This is a genomic window from Novosphingobium aromaticivorans DSM 12444, from assembly GCF_000013325.1.
Lineage (GTDB): Bacteria > Pseudomonadota > Alphaproteobacteria > Sphingomonadales > Sphingomonadaceae > Novosphingobium > Novosphingobium aromaticivorans.
On sequence record NC_009426.1, the window covers coordinates 88,598 to 110,628 of the forward strand.

The window sequence follows — 22,031 nt, forward strand, 5'->3', positions numbered from 1 at the left end:
AGGGGATGTGCCGCCGGTCGGCAGCAGACCTCACAATTCTCCCGGAGACCTCCATGACCGCTACGATCTCAGGCAGCAGCGCCATTCTCGGCGCTGCGCGAACGCTTGCTGCCAAGCTCCTGCTCGCCATTCCCATCGATCGAGCGGCTCTCACGGAGGCCATGACCGAGAGCTCGGGCGGCAACGATGCTGCGGGAGCCTGGACCCAGCGCGAGAGTTTCGAGGCGCTTGAGGTGGCGCTGGCCATGGCAATTCCGGAACTGGTCGGCCGAATGGACGCCGGTGCTGCCATCGGCACGCTCGAGGCGCTTGCTCGGGAATTACCGACCCACACGGTGCGCAGCGAAGACCAGATCGCTTTCCAGCAGTTTTCTACCCCGCCGGCGCTGGCGTGCCTTGCCGTCCATCTCGCGCGCCTCGGGTCCGAAGATATCTTCCTCGAACCGAGCGCCGGCACCGGGATCATCGCTGCGCTGGCAAGAGGCGCGGTGAAGCAGTTCCTTCTCAACGAACTCGAACCTACCCGCGCTGAGCTGCTCGAAGGCCTATTTCCGGGCTCTTCAGTCTATCGCCACGACGGCGCCAAGATTGCCGCGCTGCTCGCCGGGACCGCTCGGCCGAGCGTGATCGTGATGAACCCTCCGTTCTCGGTGTCGCAGTCGCGCGGCGAAGATCAGAACACAGCGGCACGGCACCTGCGCGCAGCACTCGACCATCTGTTGCCCGGCGGACGGGTGGTGGCGATCATGCCGGACTGGTTTGCTGAATCCGCACGAGGTGGCGAAGTCTATCGCCGTACTCTGGAAGGCGCACGGGTCGTCATGTCGCTGCGGCTCGACAAGGGCGGCTACGCCAAGCACGGCACCGGCATTGCGGTGCGGTTGCTGGTAATCGACAAGGTTCCGGGCGAGACCTCGGTTTCGACGATCAATCGAGCGTCCGTAAGCGAGCTGTTCGCGGCGCTAGGACCTATTCCTCCACGCGCTGCGCTGCGCGTGGCCAGTCCGGCTGCCGTGGTTCGGCCCAAACTCAGCTTGTTCCGATCGGTGAAAAGCGGCCCGGCGCGTCCGGTGATCGTGCGGGCACCGCAGACCAACGAGGTCAGGCCTGTCGCCTACCAAGTGCTCGAGGAGGCCGCGGCAATGGGCGAACAACGCGGGGTCTATGCCGACTATCGCCCCTCGCGCGTCGTCATCCCCGAAGCAGGTGAGCATCCGTCCCATCTGGTCGAATCCGCCGCCATGGCGTCAATCGCCGCGCCCAAGCCCGGCTACATTCCGTGCCTGCCCGAGCGGACGGTGACCGCGCGGTTGCTCTCGGCGGCCCAGCTCGAGACCGTGATCTACGCGGGCGAAGCCTGGAGCCGCGATCTCCACGGCCGCTTCAGCCAAACTGCTGGCGAGGTGGCGCTCAAGGAAGACCCCGAGGGTCAGCTCTACCGCACCGGCTTCTTCCTAGGCGACGGGACCGGAGCGGGGAAGGGGAGGCAGGCGGCGGCCTGCATTCTCGACCAATGGCTGAAGGGCAATCGTCGGCACATCTGGATCTCGAAGAACGCACCGTTGCTCGAGGATGCGCAGCGCGACTGGACCGCGATCGGCGGGCTGCCATCGGACATCATTGATCTCGCGCGCTGGAAGATCGGCGAGGAAATCACCGCGCCCGAGGGCATCCTGTTCGTCCCCTATGGAACCCTTCGCTCTGCCCGTGTCGAGGATACCCGGCTCGACCAGATTGTGCGCTGGGCCAGTCCCGCATTCGAAGGCGTGATCGTGTTCGACGAAGCCCATGAAATGGGCGGTGTCGCTGGCGGGGAGGGGGCTCTCGGTCAGAAACAGGGTTCGCTCCAGGGGATCGCTGGAGTGCTGCTGCAGAACACCCTGCCGCGCGCCCGCGTGCTTTACGCCTCGGCCACCGGTGCTTCGGACGTCAACAACCTCGCCTATGCGGTGCGGCTTGGCCTGTGGGGACCGGGCACGGCCTTTGCGAACCGCGAGCAGTTCATCTCCGAAATCCGCGACGGCGGCATTGCGGCGATGGAACTGGTGGCGCGCGACCTCAAGGCGTCGGGGCTCTATCTCGCCCGCGCGCTCAGCTTCGCCGGGATCGAGTACGACATCCTGCGCCACGACCTCAGCATCGACCAGATCGCGATCTATGACACCTATTGCGAGGCCTGGACGATCATCCACCAGAACCTTGAAGCCGCGCTTGAACTGACGGGCGTGGTCGACGGCCTCGAGAACCGCACGCTCAACAGCGGCGCCAAGGCGGCGGCGCGCAGTCGGTTCGAAGGCACCAAGCAGCGCTTCTTCGCGCAGGTGCTGCTCTCACTGAAGCTGCCTTCGATCTTCCCGGCGATCGACGAACACCTCGCCCAGGATGAAAGCGTGGTGGTGCAGCTGGTCAGCACGGCGGAATCGATCCTCAATCGGCGGCTTAATGAGCTCGATCCCGAGGAGCGCGAGGCGCTGGAATTGGACTTGTCGCCCCGCGAGGCCATCGTGGACTACCTCACCCGCGCTTTCCCGACCCGGCAGATGGAGGAATACGTCGACGAACTCGGCGACGTTCGCTCTCGGCCAATGTGGGACCAAGCCGGCAACCCGGTCCACAACCCGCAGGCCGAGGCCGCTCGCGAGCAGCTGATCGAGCATATCTGCGCGATGCCGCCGATCCCGACCGCGCTCGACGCTTTGCTAGAGCACTACGGGGTCAGCGCGGTGGCCGAAGTTACTGGGCGCTCCAAACGCCTGGTCCGCGATGGCAGCGGCCAGCAGCGCCTCGAAAGCCGCTCGCCGCGCACCAACCTTGCCGAAACCACCGCGTTCATGACGGGGGCAAAGCGTATCCTGGTGTTCTCCGATGCCGGCGGAACGGGCCGCAGCTACCATGCGAGCCTCGATGCCAAGAACCAGCAGCGCCGCGTGCATTTTCTGCTTGAGCCGGGCTGGCGAGCCGACCGCGCGATCCAGGGGCTTGGACGAACGCACCGCACCCACCAGGCCTGCCCGCCGCTGTTTCGGCCGGTCACCACCGACTGCAAAGGCGAAGCCCGGTTCACCAGCACGATCGCGCGGCGGCTCGATGCGCTCGGTGCGCTGACGCGCGGCCAGCGCCAGACCGGCGGGCAGGGGATGTTCGATGCCGCAGACAACCTCGAGAGCGCCTACGCCAAGCACGCGCTGCACGACTGGTACGGGCTGCTGGCCACCGGCAAACTCAAGAGCACGTCGCTGAAAGAATTCCAGGCCATGAGCGGGCTTGAACTCACCGACCAAGACGGAGTGCTGCGCGAGGACCTGCCGCCGATCCAGCGCTGGCTCAATCGCATCCTGGCAATGAAGATCGCCGTCCAGAATGCCATCTTCGACGAGTTCTTGACTCTGGTGGAGACGCGGGTGTCGGCGGCCAAGGAGGCCGGGACTTTCGATATCGGCGTCGAGACCGTCGCGGCCGAGACCTGCGAGGTGCTCTCCGACACGGTGATCCGTACCGATCCGGTGACGGGGGCGACCTCGCACCTCCTCGAACTGTCGCTGACCCAGCGGCGTAAGCTGCTCGCGCTCGAGCGCGTGCTGAAAATGGCCTCATACGAGAACAAGCCGCTGTTTCTGCGCAACGCCAAGTCGGGCAAGGTCGCGCTCGCGATCCCTGCGCCGTCGCACATGGACGAGGAGGGCGAGCTTATCCGCCGGTTCGAACTCGTCCGCCCGTTGCGCAGCGAATACATCCTTGCGGGCAGGCTGGACGAGACCGCCTGGGAGCCTGTCGCCCAGACCAAGTTCAGCGCGCTGTGGGAAGCAGAATACGCCGCTGACGAGAACCAGCTGGTGACCGAGACGGTGTTTCTTGCGACCGGGCTATTGCTGCCGATCTGGGGCGCGCTTCCTAAAGAGGACCTGACGGTCAACCGCATCGTCGACAAGTCCGGCGCCTCGTGGCTCGGTCGGCACGTCCATGACCTCTACGTCGATGCGACGCTCGAGAAGCTTGGCGTCTCGCGCAAAGCGCAGACTGACCCGGCCAAGATCGCCCAAGCCATTCTCGGTGGTGGCACGTGGAAGGCGCCGCATCCGCTGAACTTCACCGTTCGCACGTCCCGGGTGAACGGGGCGCGCCGGATCGAGATCGTCGGCGCCGAGGCGGCCCGCATCCCCGAGCTCAAGGCTATGGGCTGCTTCACCGAGATCATCGCCTACAAAACCCGGGTGTTCGTGCCAACCGACAAGGCCGAGGCCATTCTGCAGGCGATGACGGGCCCAGGGACTACGCCTGATTGACCGGCGGGTTTGTCCCGGCAACAGCATCGAGGATCAGGTGGTAACGGGTGGCCTTGAGCGTTCCCGTTTGCCCCATCGCGCCGAGCGCGACCAGCTCCTGAAGATCGCGGGTTGCCGTGGCCCGCGAGGTGTCGGCGATCGTGATGTAGTTGGCAGCACTGAGCCCGCCCTTGAACCCGTCGAGCCCCTCACGGAACATGCGCGCAATGACCTTCTCCTGCCGCGGGTTGAGCTTCCCCCGGTACCGGTCGTGGAACCGGGTCTTCTCCAGCAGGAAGTCGATCAGCGCCAGGCTGTGGGTCTGCGCATCAAGGACAGTCTCAGCCCAATAGGCGAGCCAGTCGGAGATCTCGTTGGACTTGTTCGCCGCTTCGAGTGCGTCGTAATAGGCCGAGCGCCGCCGCTGGATGGTCTGCGACAGCGCGATCAGGCTTGGCTGCCCGATTGCCTGCGACAGTGCCTTCTCCGCGATCGCGCGCCCGATACGGCCATTGCCGTCTTCGAACGGGTGAATGGTCACGAAGTAGAGGTGCGCGAGGCCAGACCGGGTTAGGCCGGGTAGGGGCGTAGCGCCGCCAGGGCCGGTAGCCGCGAACCATTCGAGAAACCGCGCCATTTCCGCCGCCATTTCGCGCGACGGTGGTGCCTCGAAATGGACGGTGGGCTTGTGCAAGGCTCCCGAGACGACCTGCATCGCATCTTCGTGCTCACGGTAACGGCCAACGACGTCGATGTCGCTGCGCCCACTCAGGACCAGGCGATGCCAGTCGCCCAAGACCTCTTCGGTCAGTGGAGCGGCGAAGTCCCGGAAGAGCGCCATCATCATTTCCGCGATGCCGCGTTCGGCAGGCGGGATCCGGCGGGCTTCGGTTTCGAGACCGAACTCGCGGCGCAGCGAAGACTGGACACTGTCGCGATTGAGCAGTTCGCCTTCGATCTGCGAGGTCTTCATCGCTTCGTCGGTCATGACGTCGAGCACGACGCTGGTGCGGTCCTCATCGCCGAGGTGCTTCACCACGCCGATCATGATCCCGGATTGCTGCAGGAAACGGGCCTCGTGCACGGCCAGGGCTTCGCTATTCCAGCGAAAATCAGGCCAGTCCGGCTGCTGCCAATTCCACTTCATGAGGCATTCGTTCCCGCTTTATAACTCACTCGATAGCTCATTATGAGGCATAAAGCCATGATTTATGCCTCACGGGGCGCTTGCCGCCGATTTCCGAGCGCAAGTGCTGGGGGCGCTTCACCGAGGCCTTGATCGGCGCAGGGGTGCCTTGAGCGCATTTAACATCAGCGATGTTAAATAGGACTGTGCTGTTAGACCGGCCTACCTCACGTCAGCGATCGAGACGCGAATGGACCTCAGATGGATTCGATGTGGTTGTTGAGCAGTGAGGCAGTGACGAATAGCCCATGCGCCTCTAGCGACCTCAGGTAGCCCTCTGCAGACATTTCCGGTCGCGTAAGCCGAGTGCGCAATGTTCGGATCGCGGCAACCGCCTTGCCTTCATCAAGAGCAATGGTGTCGGCGATGAACTCATCTGCAGTTCGTGCTTCGATGTTGAGCGGCGTCAGGACTGCCTCGGGGAAATCCGCGTTGTTCTCCGTGACCACCGCTTGGGCCTGTGTCTGGACGGCTGCCGCCAGCACATGTTCGTCGTTCGCATCGGGAAGACCGAAGGTCATCGACGCAAGCGAAGTGGGAGCCATTACCAGCGCTTCCGGGAAGGCGCGGTGCATGGCCCCGACCGAGCGCGCCGCGCGCGAGGCAGAATCTTCGATGCCGCGCTCGGCGAAAATCCTGCCCAGTGCGTTTTGCGTTTCATCGAGAATCCGCTGCGACCATCGCACCCGGAAGAACTCCGCTTCGGCCAGCGTGAGGAGCAGGTCCCGCCTAGGGGCGCTGACCAGTGTGCAGGCATCTACCAGAGCTGTGTAGCGATTGGCGAACATGGCGGCCGGAGATCAATAAAGGTCCGCGTCGCCCGAAAGCAGATCGTCCATAGCCTTGGCGCGCGTTTCATCACGCTTAGCCTTGTAGGCGAACACATCCTCTGCCTTGAGGCGACGATGCCTACCAACCATGCTATGGGGGATATCGCCCTTTTCGATCAGCTTGATGAGGTAGGGCCGCGAAATATTGAGCAGGTCCGCCGCTTGCTGTGTGGTCAGCATCTGCTGAATCGGAACGAGCGTGACGGCATCGCCGCTGCCAATGTGACGCAGCAATTCCAGGAACAGATCCGACATCGCCGGTGTGAGGGCGATTTCAACGGGTTTTCTGGTTTTCGGATCGGGCACGCGCAGCTTCGCCTCGCCGGCCTTCTGGGCGGCAAGAATTCGGCGAAGCTGGTTGGCGATCTGTCGGTCATCGGCCGAGGGCAGCCTGTTGCCAAAGGGCAAGGCGTTGGCTGGCAGGGTCATTGGCTCTCTCCGTGATGGCCATATTCACTATCGAATATTCGCAATAAACGCAACCAAATTCTCCGCTCCGGGTTCCGCAGCTCTGGCATATCGCCGTAAACCATGGGCCTGAAGTCCCGGGGCCGTTCCTGAAATGTCGAGGGGAGGGGGGCTGGAAGGGGTGAGCCGAAGGGCTCGGTCAATCCAGCTTTCAGGAGCACCCCCCATGAACGACATCGAGATGATCCCGCTTGGCAAGCTACGCTTGTCCGAGGCCAACGTCCGCAAGAATGACAGCAACCTCTTCATCGAGGAACTCGCCGCCAACATCGAGGCCAAGGGCCTCCTTCAGAACTTGATCGTGGCGCCAGCCAAGAAGCGGGGCATGTTTGATGTGACCGCCGGTGGTCGCCGCCTGCGAGCACTGAACTTTCTCCTCGAGGCGGGCAAGCTCGCCAAGGATCACCCCGTCGCCTGCCGCGTGCTCGACATCGATGCCGCCGAGCAGTCCGAACTCTCGCTGATCGAGAACGTCATCCGGCTCGACATGACCCCGACCGATGAAATCCGGGCCTACAAGCACTTCGTCAATGAGGGCAGCGACCTCGACGCGATTGCCAAGCGGTTTGGCCGCACCCGCCGGTTCATCGAAGGCCGCCTGCGCCTCGCCGACCTCGCTGATCCGATCTTCGCCGCACTCGAGGAAGGCAAGATCACCCTGGATGTCGCCAAGGCCTACGCAACGACCCCCAACCACGAACGCCAGATGCTGGTGTGGAACGAGCTCTCGAACTCCTGGCAGGGCAACCAGGCAGATTCCATCCGCCGGATGATCACCCACAGCGCGATCCGCTCGTCCTCGCCGATGGCGAAGCTCGCAAGCGAAGCAGATTACCTCGCCGCCGGCGGCAAGATCGAGCGCGACCTCTTCACCGAGGATGGCGGCGAGACCTGGATCGATGCCGAGATTGCCCAGCGCATCGCGGGCGAGAAGCTGCAGGCCTTCGCGACCCAGATCGCCGAAACCTCGGGTTACGCCTGGGTGCGGCCGATCCTCGAGACCCGCGTGACCTATGGCGCAACCGAAGACCTCCACCAGGTCCACCTCGAACCCGCACCGCTTTCTGACGAGGAACAGGCCGAAGCCGACCGCCTCATGGAGACGATCTCCGCGCTGGAAGCGGAAAGCGACGGCGTCGACGAGGACGATGAAGCGGCTGCCGCCGAATTCCAGGCCCGCTGGGACGCCGCAACCAATGCCTACGATGCGCTCCACGACAAACCGCCGGTGATCCCCGAGGAGATGAAGGCCAATGTCGGCTGCTTCGTCATCATCGGCGCCGACGGCGAACCGACCGTGGCCAGCGGCCTCTACAGCGACAAGCCGCTTGAGAAGCGCAAGGCGCGCGGCGGTGCAGATACGCAGGGCGGCGCAGACAGCGGGGCAGGGGAGGGCGCAGGCGCCGCCTCGGCACCCAAGCCGTTGTCGCAGAAGCTGGTCGAGGAACTCGCCGTCCAGCGCCGCGACATCCTCGCGATCAACCTCGCCTCCAACCCGGCGATCGCGCTCGACTACCTGATCTTCGCGATCGCGGATTCTCGCGCACTCTACAGCGCCCAGGCTCTCGGTACGACACTGCGCGCCCCGTCGCCCTCGCTCTATCTCACCAACTATCCTGAGAGCCCGGCGCACACGCTGATGGCCGACATGCGCGAGACGCTCGATCTTTCCTGGACCGAGCACCGCCGCACGGTCGACAGGTTCGCCGCGTTCAGTGCGCTCGACGATGATGCCAAGGCGAGCTGGCTTGCCTGGTGCATGGCCAAGACACTCGAAGCGAGCTTGGGCATCGACAAGAAAGTCGGCCAGTCCGGTCCCGAACCGATCGACCTCCACGATCACCTTGCGACGCTGATGGGGATCAATGTCGCCAGCCATTGGCGGCCGACCTCGGCCAACTACTTCGACCGCGTCAGCAAGCAGACGCTGCTCGCCCATGTCAGCGAAGTCGGCGGTCCAACCATGGCGGCGAGCTTCATGGGCTCGAAGAAGGGCGACCTCTCGGCGTCGTGCGAGAAACTGTTCGCCGGCGAGACCATCGTCGCGCCCGAGGTCAAGGAAGCTGCACTCGCCTGGGTACCCGAAGCGATGCGGTTCCGCGCCATCTCTCCCAGCGAGACCGACGACGAGCAGGCGCCGATCGAAGCTGGGGGCGAACCCGCGCCGGAAGGCGAGGGCGATGAACTGGAGGCCAGCGAAGATCAGGACGCCGAAGCGGCCGAGCCTGTCGACGCCTGATCCAGCCCCCACGAAGCAGCCGCAGGCCGATGCGCCTGCGGCTGCACGTCTCCCGCATACAGGACATGCCTAATGACCACGCTGACCAAATTGCGCGCCCGGGTTTCACCGCAAGCGATCACCAAGGTGACCCGTATCTTCAACGGGACCCTCGACGACATCTTCGCCGAACTCTTCCAGAACGCCCGGCGCGCCGGCGCCACACGCGTCGCGGTGACGGCCGAGCACCTGGACGATGCCTGCCTGATCACCGTCGATGACGACGGCGCAGGTATTGCTGATCCCATCGATCTCGTCTCGCTCGGCCAATCCGATTGGCCCGGTGAATGCCGGTCACGTGAGGACCCTGCCGGCATGGGCTTCTTCAGCCTCGCCGGGCTTGACACGGTGGTCAGTTCCACCAGTGCTGCTGGCTCGTTCTGGCTGGCGATCGCAGGTGATGCCTGGACCGGCGAGGCCGACATTGATGTGCTGCCGTGGGATGGTCCGCGCGGCACGGCAATCGCGTTCCACTTTCCGCCCGGACCGGATGGCAAGCTCGAGCGGACCGTTGAGGCAGCGGCGCGGTTCTTCCCCCTGCCGGTCACTTACAACGGCAAGGATATCGCCCGCGCCGACTTCCTCGCCGATGCCTACAAGATCATCGAGCGCGATGGCTTCCGGATCGGGGTGTTCCGCGACCGGCATTCGCCGCACGTCGCGACGCTCAATTTCCACGGGGTGACGCTCAAGCACGCGTTCCCGGTGATCAAGGAAGTCCACCACACCCAGTGGAGCGTCCAGGTCGATATCGTCGATGCCCCGGACCTTGTTCTCGTCCTGCCCGCCCGCAAGGAGATCTACCGCAATACCGCGCTCGACCATCTCGTCGCGCTGTGCCGCCGTGCGATCTTCTCGGTCATCTACGCCGAGCCGCTGCACAGGCTGAGTTTTGAGGACTGGCTCGAGGCACGGTTCTACTCCGACGATTTCCCTCAAGCGGCGCGGCAACTGCCGCTCTGGTCGCCGTCCACCGCCCGCGAAGACTATCGCCAGGTCCCGGCCTTCGCCGATCTCGAGCCGGGCGCGACCATCTACGATGACACGGACTCCTATGATTCCGTGACGTTCGGCCGCGCGCTCCGGCGCTCGAATGGCGGGGAACCACACAAGCTCGGCGGACCCGACCCCCGTGCGTTCCATGAGCCGATCACCAATTTCATCGGCTATCCGTGGTATGACGCCCTGTCCTGCTTCATCCGCACTGGCGAGTGCCTCACGCACGACGGCGATCAGGCGGCCGCGAGTGAGCCCGATGCCCTGACCCAGAGGCCGGACGCTATCCGGATCGAACTGACCGATCAGCACGGCAACCGCCTCGACGTCGAGACCGACTTCGTCATCCAGGAGGGCGACGATTCCTGGGGCGATCCCGACTGCGCGGTGATTGCAGTTACCCGGGGCTCGGAACTCGATCCGAACGATCTCACCGACCTCATCATCGATGCGGTGTTCTCGCCTTCGGACGATTCCGATGCCGACAGCTACGACACCCAGGAGACCCGCTTTCGCCACGACGCTGCCGTGCGGGCCCATGCCATCCTTGAAGGCGATGACGCCGCCATTCTCGCTGGCATCCGCATGGCCTTCGCCGACCGTGTTGCCTGGCGCATCCCGCATGGCCGCAAGCTGCAGCTGACCTGGTCGAGCAGCGGCAATGACCTCACCCTTGTCGTCGCGGGGGAGGGCGCCAACCAATGACTCGTCACCCCAAACCCGATGTCGCCCAGGTCATCACCGACCTGATCCTTGAGAAGATCGCCGCCGGTACCGCGCCGTGGCTCAAGCCTTGGTCTGCGACCACCACGCGGCCGCTGCGCCATAACGGACTTTCCTACACGGGGATCAACACCTTCTTCCTTTGGGCCGTCGCCGAGAGCCGCGGGTTCACAAGTCCCTATTGGATGACGTTTCGGCAGGCAGCCGAACTCGGGGCGCATGTCCGCAAGGGCGAGAGGGGCTCGTTTAGCGTGTTCTATGCCTCGGCGCGCAAAACCGACACCGATCGCCTGACCGGTGAGGCCACCGAGAAGACGATCCGGTTCATGAAGTGGAACCACGTCTTCAACGGTGCGCCGTAACGGCGGAAATTAAGGAGTGCTATCATGGATAGTTGATCTTGCTGGCTATAGATCATGCCCACTGGACTAACCTCGGCCAGAAATGGCTGCGATCCCGAAAGGGACGGGGAACAATAGCATGTTCAGAAAAGGTCCCGAAACGCCAAAGCCATTTGAGGCGCGAGGGATCAGGGCAAGACGTGTATGGTGAAAGCTATACTGCCTGAACCCCAGTTTGCAGCGGCTGATAACGTGGCGATGTCGCAGAATGGTTGACGCGGCATATCGGAGAGACGGAGGAAAGGGCGTTGAGTTCCTCCACAGCGAGCGGGACTTCCGCGAGCGCGCCAGCCTCTCTGACGCACCCTCTATAGGGAGGGGTAAGTGAACGAACGGGGCACCTAACCACGTCGTATCTCCAATTTCCGTAATTACGGGATGCCCTGAAGCAGGCGCTGGGAAGACCAGCGACCTGTATGGGCACGGAGCCGCCATATTACTCAAATGCCCGGTGTAATGGCCGGGACAGCCGCCGAGCAATCGGCGGACGGTCGGCAGTATAAGCTCGGGGTGACCCGGGCGAAAGCCTAACCGACCGGGGGAAGGGCGGCAGCGACTGCGATCAGACGACCTCAAAAGGAGGTGTGCTAATGCTGCCAGATACCATTGAGAGGGCCGTCAGATCACTCCCGACCGTCATCAGGTCGGGTCGGAAGGTCAATGGCCTCTATCGCCTGCTGAAAAGCCCGCTCCTCTGGGAGCATGCCTACCAGCGGATCGCCCCGAATAAAGGGGCGATGACGCCCGGAGTTGATGGTCAGACATTCGACGGCTTCTCGCCCGACAAGGTCAGGTCCATCATCGAACGGCTTGCGAACGGGACCTATCGACCTCAACCGGCAAGACGGGTGTATATCCCGAAAGCCAATGGCCAGAAACGGCCACTTGGCGTGCCGACCACGGAAGACAAGTTGGTCCAGGAAGTGGTGCGGACGATCCTCGAGCAAATCTATGAGCCGCTGTTTTCCAGACACTCTCATGGGTTCCGCCCGAAACGTTCATGCCACACGGCGTTGGAATCGATCCGCGCCATCTGGACCGGGGTGAAATGGCTGATCGACGTCGATGTTGTCGGGTTCTTCGACAACATCGATCATGATGTCCTCGTATCCCTGCTCGAAAAACGGATTGCGGATCGTCGCTTCGTGCGGCTCATCCGGGGTCTACTCAAGGCCGGGTATGTCGAAGACTGGGTCTTTCACAAGACCTACAGCGGAACGCCCCAAGGCGGGGTCGTCTCCCCGATGCTGGCGAACATCTACCTGCATGAACTGGATATGTTCATGCAGGCCAAGATGGCTGGCTTCGACAAAGGGAAGCAGCGATCACCATCCCCTGATGCCCGGCGCATCAGGAACCGCCTGTCCTATGTCCGCCGCACAGTGGATCAACTTCGCGCCAAAGGGCGCGGCGACGATCCCAGAGTCACTTCCTTCTTGGAAGAGATCGGTCGGCTCAAGGCGGAACGGCTTGCCGTTCCGGCCAGCGACGCCTTTGATCCGAACTACAGGAGACTGCGCTACTGCCGATACGCCGACGACTTCATCATCGGCGTCACTGGTAGCAAATCGGAAGCACGACAAATCATGGAGGAGGTCAGGACCTACCTGTCCGATCACCTGAAGTTGGCCGTGTCCGCCGAGAAAAGCGGAATCCACAAGGCTTCGGATGGGGCACGGTTCCTCGGATACGAAGTCCGGACCATGACCAATCCCAATCCGCACAAGGCGATCTTCGATGGTCGTCCGGCAGTGCGGCGAGGCTTGGCCGACCGGATGAAACTTCTGGTGCCAAGGGACCGCGTCGTGCGGTTCGTCAACTCAAAGGAATGGGGCGACTACGACAGCTTCAGACCTGTTGGGAGGGCGGCCTTGCGCTTCGCAAGCGATGTGGAAATCGTCCTAGCCTATAACGCCGAATGGCGCGGCTTTGCGAACTATTATGCCATTGCTGACGACGTGAAACGCAAGCTGAACAAGGCAGGTTACTTCGCCTTGCTCTCATGCGTGAAAACCATCGCCGGAAAGCACAGGACATCGGCTCGCAGAGTCTTCGCCAAACTGCGTCGCGGTACGGACTTCTATATCAGCTACGAGGTGGGAGACACCACCCGGACAATAAAACTGTGGCAGTTGAAGGACCTCCAGCGACACACGCGCACCTGGGGCGGGATCGATATCCCTTCCTCAGCAAAGTTCGTGTTCAGCAGGACAGAGCTGGTCGAGCGGCTCAACGCCCGCGAATGCGAGCGTTGCGGTAGCAATGACCAACCTTGTGAGGTTCATCACGTCCGCAGGATCGGCGAATTGCAGCATGCCGGGTTCAGTCGCCATATGGCGGCCGCCCGTCAGCGTAAACGCATGGTCTTGTGCTCCCGCTGCCACAACGATGTCCATGCCGGACAGCCGACCGACCGCCAACGGCGGACAGCACGCAGTCGTGGAGAGCCGAATGCGCTGAAAGGTGCACGTTCGGTTCGGAGGGGGGCCTAGCGATGTTCTCTCCGAGACATTGCGGGCCTACCCTACCGTCGCAGATCGATGGGCTGCCGGCGCACTACTACCCAGAGCCTCCCGATCCGACCGCGATCGGCGAGCTGTCGGTCGGAGTGCGCGATTTTCTCGATGCGATCCCGATCCGCGTCGTCCATGGCGGCGATAGCGCGCACTATTCGCCGGGGACCGATACGGTCACCCTGCCTAACCCTTCCGCGTTCCACTCGATCGAGGCCTACTTCTCGACCCGTTGCCATGAGCTTGGCCACGCCACCGGCGCTGCCAAGCGGCTCAACCGCCAGTTCGGCAAGCGCTTCGGCGACGATGCCTATGCCTTCGAAGAGATCGTGGCATTATCTGGACAGTCTGCACCGTGCCTGACGCACCATTGAATGGTATGTTCTTGGCACAACGCAGGGGGTCATCAGGCCGGATGAAGCGCTATCCATAAGCTGGCGTAGTCCGGCCTGATGGCCACCGTCCCGCAGACGCGCAACGTGCGCGATCTGGATTCGGGAGGGGGTCCGGGGGAGGGACTGGCAAGCTGTGGATACTTCAGAGACGCTGATCGTCATTCAGGAACGCCGGGCGGCGGATGGCCTGGACTCCTACATCCCGGTAATCCTGCGAGGTGGAGAGATCTACGATCCAGACCTCGACCGCTACTTCCTCGATCTGCCGTTGAACGGGGCGCGTTCGCGCCATTCGCTGCGCGCCCACGGTTATGATGTCCTGGTCTGGGTTCGCTTCCTCGCCTCCGCGCGCGGCAAGTCTGTCTGGCAAGCCGATACCGATGATGTCGGTGCGTATCATCGGGCACGTCGGCGTAGTGACGCTGAGTTCCGGGTTTCGGCGTCGACATGGAACCGGGCGATTGCCTCGCTCGACAAGCTTTATCGATGGGCCGAGCGGGAAGGCCTGATCGAGCGCACACCATTTACCCACCGTCAGGTCTGGCGAAGTTCGCACGGAGGGCGTCGAGCGGCCGTCACGGGCCGCAACGACGCCTATGAACGCGCGGCCCGTCGGTCCGATGTTCGCTTCATCGATCTCACCGATTACCGCGCCTTCCGCGAGGTCGGCCTGCGCGGCCTGACCGTAGAGGGAACCGAGCGTCCTGGAGCACGTGACCGCAATGGCGCGCGCAATGCGCTGTTCGCCGATCTGCTGGTCACCACCGGCCTGCGCCTCGAAGAGGCATCCTTTCTGCTCGCCGCCGAGATTCCGGTTGGCGGCGCCCGCGCGGAACGGCAGCGGCGGGTCGAACTTCCGGCGGCACTCACCAAGGGGGACAGGGGGCGTGGCATATTGCTGCCGCGCCGTTTGTTGCCGATGTTTGACGCCTATATTGCCGTGGAGCGAGCCGCAGCCGTCGCCAAGTTCGCAAGGCGCCGTGGCTGGGAAGCCATCGACCGCCCGATCTTCATACACCGCCCCTCATTCGGGCTGCGCGCATTGCAGCTGGTTGGCGGTGGCACGATGGATATGGAGGTCGTCACACCGGATGAACGCGCAAGGCTTGTTATTTGCGCTGACGATGGCACGCCCTGCGAAGCAGCGGTGCTCTGGCTGACCGAGGTCGGGCATCCGGTGCTTCCCAACTCGTGGGAAGCGATCTTCGCGCGGGCGAGCCGCCGCTCCATGGATGCCGGCATCCCCGTCCGGGTCAGCCCCCATCAGCTCAGGCATTCGTTCGCGGTCCACATGCTGGCCATGCTGATCCAGCGCCGCCTTGCCGAGGCGGCGGCACCGGTGGGCGCTATGGAAGGTTATCGCCAGTTGGTCGGCGATCCGCTTCAGCAAGTCCAGCGACTGCTCGGCCATTCAAGCCTCGCCACGACCTCGATCTATCTCGATCACCTCGCCACGCGTGCCGATACCATCGATGCGGCGGTCGAAGAACTGTTGGCACTCGTACCGGGCTATCTTCCATCATGACCGCTGCTCCACGCAAAGGGCGCAAGGTCAGTTTCGAGGCCGCCGCGACTGCGCCCGAGGCCGATCCATGGTCGCAGATCAGCACGCTGCGCTTCTTGATCGATCCGCCATACGGCGGCGAGTTGCTCGTGGATTTCACCAGCTTGCGGCCCCGTGGCCTGGCTCTCGCCTTTGCACGGGGCCTGTTCATGCTGGTCGCTCCGCGTGGCCCCATCATGGTGCGTTCGTCGATCAAGACATACGTCACACAGTTGCCGAGCTTCTTTGCCTATCTTGCCGGGACAGGCGACCGGATCAACGGCCCGGCAGACCTTCGCGCCGACCATATCGACGGGTTCGAGAGGTGGCTCGCCGCGAAGGGCAAGTCGCGCGTGCACGCGCCGACCTATGTCGCCAAGGTCGTCTCCGTCCTTCGCCGCATTGCGGCCGATGGTCCGGAGCTTGTCGATCCTGGCTTGCGGGAACGGCTGCGCTACATCAGCTCGCACCCCCACGTTCGCCCCCGTCCACGCGATGCCTACAGTCCGTATGTCGCTCGCCAACTCCGCGATGCGGCACGCGCCGATCTTGTTGCGATCGAGGCGCGCTTGCGGTCGGGGTCGCGTTTCGATGAGGTGCCGGAGATAGAAGGCGCTTACCGCCAAGCCCACGCTGCCATCGAAGCGCGCGGCGTGCTGCACCACCGTGATCCCGCATGTCAGAGTCTGTATAAGCTGCGGTGGATTCGCGAACTGAGCGGCGCAAGGTTCAACCTGGGCCTCCATGCTGCCCACTACCTTACTGCACGCGACGTCGTGCCGCTTCTCGTTCTGCTCTCGCTGGAGACGGGGCTTGAGCTGGAGTGCTGCAAGTCGCTCACCATCGATTGTTTGCGCAACGCTTCGGGCGGCACCGTCGATGTCGCCTACACCAAGCTTCGCGCCCACGGTGCCGAGCACAAGACCATCCGGGTCCGTGATGGCGGCTCATCGACACCGGGCGGCCTGATCCGGCGGATTATCGCACTCTCCGCCAAGGCCAGGGTGCATAATTCCAGCGACAACCTTTGGGTCTATTATCAGACCAACGAGATCACTGCTGGTATCCGCCATCCGCGCACGACGATCGACGCGTGGACGCTGCGTCACGGCATTGTCGATGACGCCGGTCGACCGCTACTCCTGCGCCTTTCGCAGCTACGCAAGACCCACAAGGCCCTGTGGTACCTCAAGACCGAAGGGCACATGGCCCGCTTCGCTGTTGGTCATACCGTCGAGATCGCGGCACGACACTACGCCGATATTCCGGCACTCAGACCGCTGCATGAGCAGGCCGTGGCGGACGCCCTCGAAGAAGCGCTGACCGGCCCGAGGATCCTTCCTCCTCCCGACGAGGAGCGTCTGCGCGGCGCGTTGGCGAGCCCCGCGCCGGATGATGAAGGCGTCTCGCGCGCACTTCTCGACGGCGAACAGGACGTCTGGCTTGCCAGCTGCGGCAACTTCTATTCCAGTCCCTTTGCATCTGCCGGTACCGCGTGCCCCACACCCTTCTGGGGTTGCCTCGATTGCCGCAACGCGGTCATCACCGCGCGCAAGCTGCCCGCCATCCTCGCGTTCCTCTCCTTCGTCGATGATCAGCGAGCCGGCCTGAGCGCGGCCGACTGGGCAGCCAAGTTCGGCCATGCCCGTGACCGGATTGTTCAGCAGATCCTGCCTGCCTTCGGCGACGACGTTGTGGCAAGGGCCCGGGTGCAGGTCGCGGCCGAACCTCCCACGGTCTATCTGCCGCCCGAGGCCCGCGCATGACGGCTCTTCAGCTTCTGGCGGAGGGCGGCGATGAACGTAATGCCCTCCCGGTGCTCCTGTCCGCACCGCTGCGCACCGGCTTCGATCGCGCGCATATCTCGCGATACGGCGATCCGGTCTGGGATCTGGCTCCCGGCGTGTTTCGCGACAACGCCCGGCGCTGCCATATCACGGTACATTTTGACGGTATCGACGACCCATCCATCGCCGATGCCCTGCGCCAGATTCTTCATGCGCGTCTCAATGTCGATCTACCCGGCCACCGTTCACGGCTTGAGCCGGCGGGGGTGCGCGGCGAGGCCAACCGGACCTTGCGCTTTTTCGACTTCGTGAAGGCAGAGCTGGGTCGTTTCGATCTCGGCCGGGTCGATCAGCCTTTGGCCGATCGGTACGCCCGCTCTTTGCGCCTTGCCGGGCTGCGTCCGGCTGCAGTCGCTACCCGGCTGCGCGTGATCTTCGACCTGCACGAGTTGCGCCACCATCTGACGACCGCACGCCTATCCTTTGAGCCATGGCCCGGCCGCAGCCCGTTTTCGGTGGCGGGAGCAAAGCATATCGCCGGAGAGAACCGGACGCCGCGCATTCCGGAAGCGATCATCACCCCGCTGCTCGCCTGGTCGCTGCGCTACGTGACCTGCTATGCAGATGACATCCTCGCCGCGCGGGCGGAACTCGATCGCCTCGAAGCAACGCGCGACCGTCTGGTTGCCGCTGAGGCGGGTCTTGATCATGCGGATCGACGGTCGCGGCAACGCCAACGCCTCAACACCTATATTGCCGCCTTGCGGCGACAACGGCGCGGGATTCCGATCTGGACCACCCCACACAACGGCACAACGCGGACAGATCTGCAAAGCAGCGAAGTCACGCCGCCGATCAACTACCACCTGATCCACCTCCATGCCGGCATCGATGCGCAGGCCGAACCTGCCATGCACCTTGGCCTCACCACCGGCGCGCCGGACCTCATTGCCGCCGTCATCGCAGAACTCGGCACCGAGGTCGGCGGGATGGATACGCCCATTTCGGCCGATCCCGATACTGGCCTGCCCTGGCGCACCCGCTTCGATGCCAAGGTCCTGGCTCTCGAAGAGGTCATGCTGCAGTCGGCAGCCTACGTCGTTTGTGCCTATCTCTCAGGCATGCGGGACAGCGAGATCCAGGCGATGAAGCGGGGATGCCTGTCCGTCACCAGATCAGAAGACGGTGCGATCTTGCGGCATCGCATCAAGTCCACCGCTTACAAGGGCAAGCGCGGAGGCGGCGAGGAGACCGAGTGGGTCACGATCGCACCAGTTGCCGAAGCCATCGCCGTCCTCGAACGGCTTTCCGCGCGGGCGAGCCTAGCGCGCGGGACAACGACTTTGTGGCCGGTCCTCGCGCTTCGGGTAAACACCAAGACGCATGTTTCTGCGGAGATCGTCCGGCAACTCAACCGATTTCGCGATCATCTCAACGACCGGTTCGGAACGGCGCAGGCACCGATCATTCCTGCCGGCCCCAATGGCGCGCCCTGGCGTCTGACCACACGCCAGTTTCGCCGGACCATTGCCTGGCACATCGCCAACCGGCCCTTTGGAACGATTGCCGGCATGATCCAGTACAAGCACGCCAGCGTTGCGGCGTTCGAAGGCTATGCCGGCAGCAGCCGGTCCGGATTTCGGGGAGAGATCGAAGCCCAGCGCGCGCTTGGCCAGATCGACGATATCCTCGTCTACTTCGACGATCGGCAAGGTGGTGCGCGCCTTGGCGGACCTGCCGCGAACAGGATCGGAGCCGCACTCGATACTGCCGCCCACGAGTTGGCGCCGCTACCCGCCATGATTGCCGACCGGCCACGCCTACGGACGATGCTCGGCAGTCTCGCGCGGACATTGCATGTCGGCCCGCTGGCCGATTGCTTCTTTGATCCGGCAACTGCCCTGTGCCTCAACCGCATTTCGGAACCGGGTGCGACCGGCCCAATGATCGCCATGTGCGAGCCGGTCCGCTGCCCCAATGCCTGTATTGCCGAACGGCATCGCCCGGCCTGGCAGCGCGGAGCTGACGAGGCGCGGCTGTTGCTGCGCGAGAAGCGGCTTCCAGAACCGCAGCGGGTAACGCTTCAGGCCGAGGTGGCAAGGATTGAGCGTGTCCTCGAACAGATCGCGCCCAGTGCCGCCACACCTAGGACCGGTGTGGCAGGAGAGGGAGAGGAGGCCGGTTTTCGGGTGACGGGCTGAAGGTGCGGAAGAGAGTTTCCCTCCGCCCGTCGTGGAGACCCGCCATGTCCCGATCCCACCCTGTGACGCCGCGAGCCGACGTCTATTCGCGCATCACCACCGAGATTGTCTCTGCCATCGAAGCAGGCGCCGACGACTGGCGCATGCCTTGGCACCATGATGGCGCTGCCACGACCAGGCCGCAGAACGTCACCTCCCGCCGCCGCTATCGCGGTGTCAATGTGCTGGCGCTTTGGATTGCCGCTGAAGCCAGCAGCTATTCCAGTGGTCTTTGGGGGACCTATCGCCAGTGGGCAGCTCTTGGTGCACAAGTCCGCAAGGGTGAGCGCGGAACCACCGTCGTGTTCTGGAAGCAGGCTGCATCGCGCGCCGTTGATGATCATGACGACGGCGAAGCCGGCCCCGGCCGCATGTTCGCCCGGGCCTTCACCGTGTTCAACCTCGCACAGGTCGAGGGCTATGAGCCCGCTCCTGTCGCGGTATTGACCGAGAGCGAGCGGTTCGAACATGCCGAGGCATTCGTGGCGGCTCTGAAGATTCCGATCACCGAAGGCGCCTACGATGCGCACTACCGGATCGATCTCGATCACATCTTCATGCCAACCTTTTCCGCGTTTCGGGATGCAACGGCGCAGATGGGCACCCTTCTGCACGAAGCCGGCCACGCTACGGGCGCAAAGCACAGGCTCGACCGCAATTTTGCCGAGAGGTTCAAGCGCGACAGTCTGGCGATTGAGGAGATCTGCGCCGAACTGACAGCTTCGTTTGTGCTCGCCGACCTCGGGATCGCCCACCATCCGCGCGCCGATCATGCCGCATACGTGGCATCGTGGTTGCGCGTGCTGAAGGACGACCCTCGCGCCATCTTCACCGCCGCAAGCAAGGCACAGGCCGCAGCCGACTGGATGCACGCCCAGCAACCTCAGCCCGAGGAGCTGGCGGCATGACGTGCGTCCGGAAAATTGGCGGTGGAAGTCAGATTAGGGCTGGACTGTCAGGATATGTCGCCTCACTTTGCCAGGCAACGCTGTGCGCCGAATACGGCCTGCCCAACGAACTCCACGACAGCCACGCTTCGTACATCCATCACTGGATGAAGATCCTGCGCGGAGACAAGACCGCGATCCTCCATGCCGCAGCCAAAGCTGAGCAGGCGGTCAAATGGCTGCGCCAGTTCGATCCGGCCCTGACAGGCGAGCTCAAGGAGGCGGCCTGACGGTGATCTGGGGCCTCTCGCGCGGCGAGCGGGAAGGGGAGGGGGTGAGGACCCGGCGCGCCATGGGGCGCGATGGAGACTACGCCCATGAACTACGATCTCGACTTCCGCTATCGCCGCGCGTTGCAGCCCGACGGGCTCGCGACCATCCCGACCGCGACCCAGGCCGTGGTCGATGCCATGCAGGACGCCCGCAACGCCGGTATCGATCCCGCGACCGATCCGGCCACCATCCTGCTCGCCCGCCACGTTGGCCGCCTCGCGCTTGGTCATGCTCCCGATCAGACGTTCACTGAGGACACGGCCCTTCGCCGCCAGTGCATCGCCAAGATCGATGAATTGAAGTCCAAGCCGGCAATGGTCGCGCTCGCCCGGCGCGGGATCGGCTATGACCCCGAAGCCAAGCGCGCCTTCCACCGCGAGGCCCGCTCCGCGCTCCGGGTCGCTGCCCGCCATCTGGGCCTCGACCCGGACCAGTACGACCTGCGCAGCAATTTCGCCGGGCCCGCCGTCTCCGGCGAGATCACCCTTCATGGTGACGAGATCTACGTTCAGGTCTCGATCCCCTGCATCCGGCCCGGCCGCGAAGTCATGTTCCGCCGCTGCAAGGGCCGTCAGGACTACCTCGGCGACCGCAATCACTTCTGCGACATCGCCGTCCTTGCCGCTCCGCATAGCTTCCGCGCGCTGGTCGTCCGCGAGACCGGCCTTTCCATCAACCCACGCAGCCAGGCGCTGCTCTAGGAGAAAACCTCATGGGATGGCTGTTCATGTCACGCGGCGGGATGTCGCCTTTCGCCACGCCGAAGGCCTATCTCGACAACCAATGCACCTATCCGCCCGATCTGGACAAAGGCCGCGAGACCGGCCTGCGGGTGCTCAAATCGACGGTCCGGTCCGGTGCCTATTACGCCGCCTGCCAGAGCTACGACGCCGAAGGTCCAAAGGAGACCTTCGCGATCATCTGCCTGGTCAAATGGAACCCTGGCGCGCGCAGCGGCGAGAACTTTGGCTACAAAGACAGTGCGCCGTTGCGGCGCTGAAACGGAGTATCAAAGATGATGAGGTGAGTTGAGATACCTCTGCCCGCCAAGCTTACCTCGGACCCAAAAGGTCTGAAATTCCGAAAGGAACGGGGGACCATAGCATGCTTGGAGCAAGGCCGAATGCATCCCAGTCGCAAAGGGATGATGCCGGTCAGGGCAAGACGCGCATGGTGAAAGCTAAACTGC

The 22,031-nt window shown here is 63.7% G+C and carries 15 protein-coding genes and 1 pseudogene; 13 read left to right on the top strand and 3 right to left on the bottom strand.

The features are described from left to right. The first annotated feature begins 53 nt into the window (after positions 1 to 53). Positions 54 to 4,283, top strand: a complete 4,230-nt coding sequence (locus SARO_RS17400; protein ID WP_041551538.1) for a strawberry notch-like NTP hydrolase domain-containing protein — start codon at positions 54 to 56, stop codon at positions 4,281 to 4,283. Here SARO_RS17400 and SARO_RS17405 read toward each other — a convergent pair. The 3 genes from SARO_RS17405 to SARO_RS17415 form a co-directional block, all read right to left on the bottom strand. Beyond that, a complete protein-coding gene (locus SARO_RS17405) occupies positions 4,270 to 5,409 on the bottom strand; it encodes a Fic family protein (protein WP_010890900.1) in 1,140 nt (379 codons plus the stop codon). The genes SARO_RS17400 and SARO_RS17405 overlap by 14 nt on opposite strands. Before the next feature lie 236 nt (positions 5,410 to 5,645). Further along, positions 5,646 to 6,236: a PIN domain-containing protein gene (locus tag SARO_RS17410; protein WP_010890901.1), complete on the bottom strand. Its 591-nt coding sequence runs from the start codon at positions 6,234 to 6,236 to the stop codon at positions 5,646 to 5,648. A gap of 12 nt (positions 6,237 to 6,248) precedes the next feature. After that, positions 6,249 to 6,707 carry a helix-turn-helix domain-containing protein gene (locus tag SARO_RS17415; RefSeq protein ID WP_010890902.1) on the bottom strand — a complete coding sequence of 153 codons (459 nt, stop codon included), beginning with the start codon at positions 6,705 to 6,707 and terminating at the stop codon, positions 6,249 to 6,251. 205 nt (positions 6,708 to 6,912) lie between these two features. Between SARO_RS17415 and SARO_RS17420 the strand changes: the two genes are divergently transcribed. The 12 genes and pseudogenes from SARO_RS17420 to SARO_RS17475 all read left to right on the top strand — a co-directional run bounded on the left by SARO_RS17420 (position 6,913) and on the right by SARO_RS17475 (position 21,842). Beyond that, complete coding sequence (locus SARO_RS17420) at positions 6,913 to 8,985, top strand: ParB/RepB/Spo0J family partition protein (RefSeq protein ID WP_011906625.1); 2,073 nt, start codon at positions 6,913 to 6,915, stop codon at positions 8,983 to 8,985. 72 nt (positions 8,986 to 9,057) lie between these two features. Continuing rightward, positions 9,058 to 10,725: an ATP-binding protein gene (locus tag SARO_RS17425; RefSeq protein ID WP_010890904.1), complete on the top strand. Its 1,668-nt coding sequence runs from the start codon at positions 9,058 to 9,060 to the stop codon at positions 10,723 to 10,725. Further along, complete coding sequence (locus tag SARO_RS17430) at positions 10,722 to 11,105, top strand: ArdC-like ssDNA-binding domain-containing protein (RefSeq protein WP_010890905.1); 384 nt, start codon at positions 10,722 to 10,724, stop codon at positions 11,103 to 11,105. Before SARO_RS17425 ends, SARO_RS17430 begins: the two co-directional genes overlap by 4 nt. A 629-nt stretch (positions 11,106 to 11,734) precedes the next feature. Next, positions 11,735 to 13,636 carry a reverse transcriptase domain-containing protein gene (locus SARO_RS17435; RefSeq protein WP_010890906.1) on the top strand — a complete coding sequence of 634 codons (1,902 nt, stop codon included), beginning with the start codon at positions 11,735 to 11,737 and terminating at the stop codon, positions 13,634 to 13,636. Positions 13,637 to 13,638: 2 nt separating this feature from the next. Then, entirely contained in the window at positions 13,639 to 14,031 is a 393-nt protein-coding gene (locus SARO_RS17440; protein WP_010890907.1) for a zincin-like metallopeptidase domain-containing protein, read from the top strand. Positions 14,032 to 14,185: 154 nt separating this feature from the next. Beyond that, positions 14,186 to 15,577, top strand: a complete 1,392-nt coding sequence (locus SARO_RS17445) for a tyrosine-type recombinase/integrase (protein WP_010890908.1) — start codon at positions 14,186 to 14,188, stop codon at positions 15,575 to 15,577. Beyond that, positions 15,574 to 17,361, top strand: coding sequence for a hypothetical protein (locus SARO_RS17450; RefSeq protein ID WP_010890909.1), 1,788 nt, complete (start codon positions 15,574 to 15,576; stop codon positions 17,359 to 17,361). The genes SARO_RS17445 and SARO_RS17450 overlap by 4 nt, the downstream gene beginning before the upstream one ends. Then, positions 17,358 to 19,583 (top strand): integrase, encoded by a 2,226-nt coding sequence (locus SARO_RS17455; RefSeq protein ID WP_010890910.1) that lies wholly within the window; start codon positions 17,358 to 17,360, stop codon positions 19,581 to 19,583. The genes SARO_RS17450 and SARO_RS17455 overlap by 4 nt, the downstream gene beginning before the upstream one ends. A 44-nt stretch (positions 19,584 to 19,627) precedes the next feature. Further along, positions 19,628 to 20,530, top strand: coding sequence for an ArdC family protein (locus SARO_RS17460; RefSeq protein ID WP_010890911.1), 903 nt, complete (start codon positions 19,628 to 19,630; stop codon positions 20,528 to 20,530). A 56-nt stretch (positions 20,531 to 20,586) separates the two neighbouring features. Beyond that, positions 20,587 to 20,799, top strand: a pseudogene (locus tag SARO_RS17465) (zincin-like metallopeptidase domain-containing protein); the annotation flags it as partial. 87 nt (positions 20,800 to 20,886) lie between these two features. Then, the gene (locus SARO_RS17470) at positions 20,887 to 21,543 is read left to right on the top strand and encodes a hypothetical protein (RefSeq protein ID WP_010890913.1); all 657 of its coding nucleotides are present in this window, start codon (positions 20,887 to 20,889) and stop codon (positions 21,541 to 21,543) included. Between the two features lie 11 nt (positions 21,544 to 21,554). After that, positions 21,555 to 21,842, top strand: a complete 288-nt coding sequence (locus SARO_RS17475; protein ID WP_010890914.1) for a hypothetical protein — start codon at positions 21,555 to 21,557, stop codon at positions 21,840 to 21,842. The last annotated feature ends 189 nt before the right edge of the window (positions 21,843 to 22,031 follow it).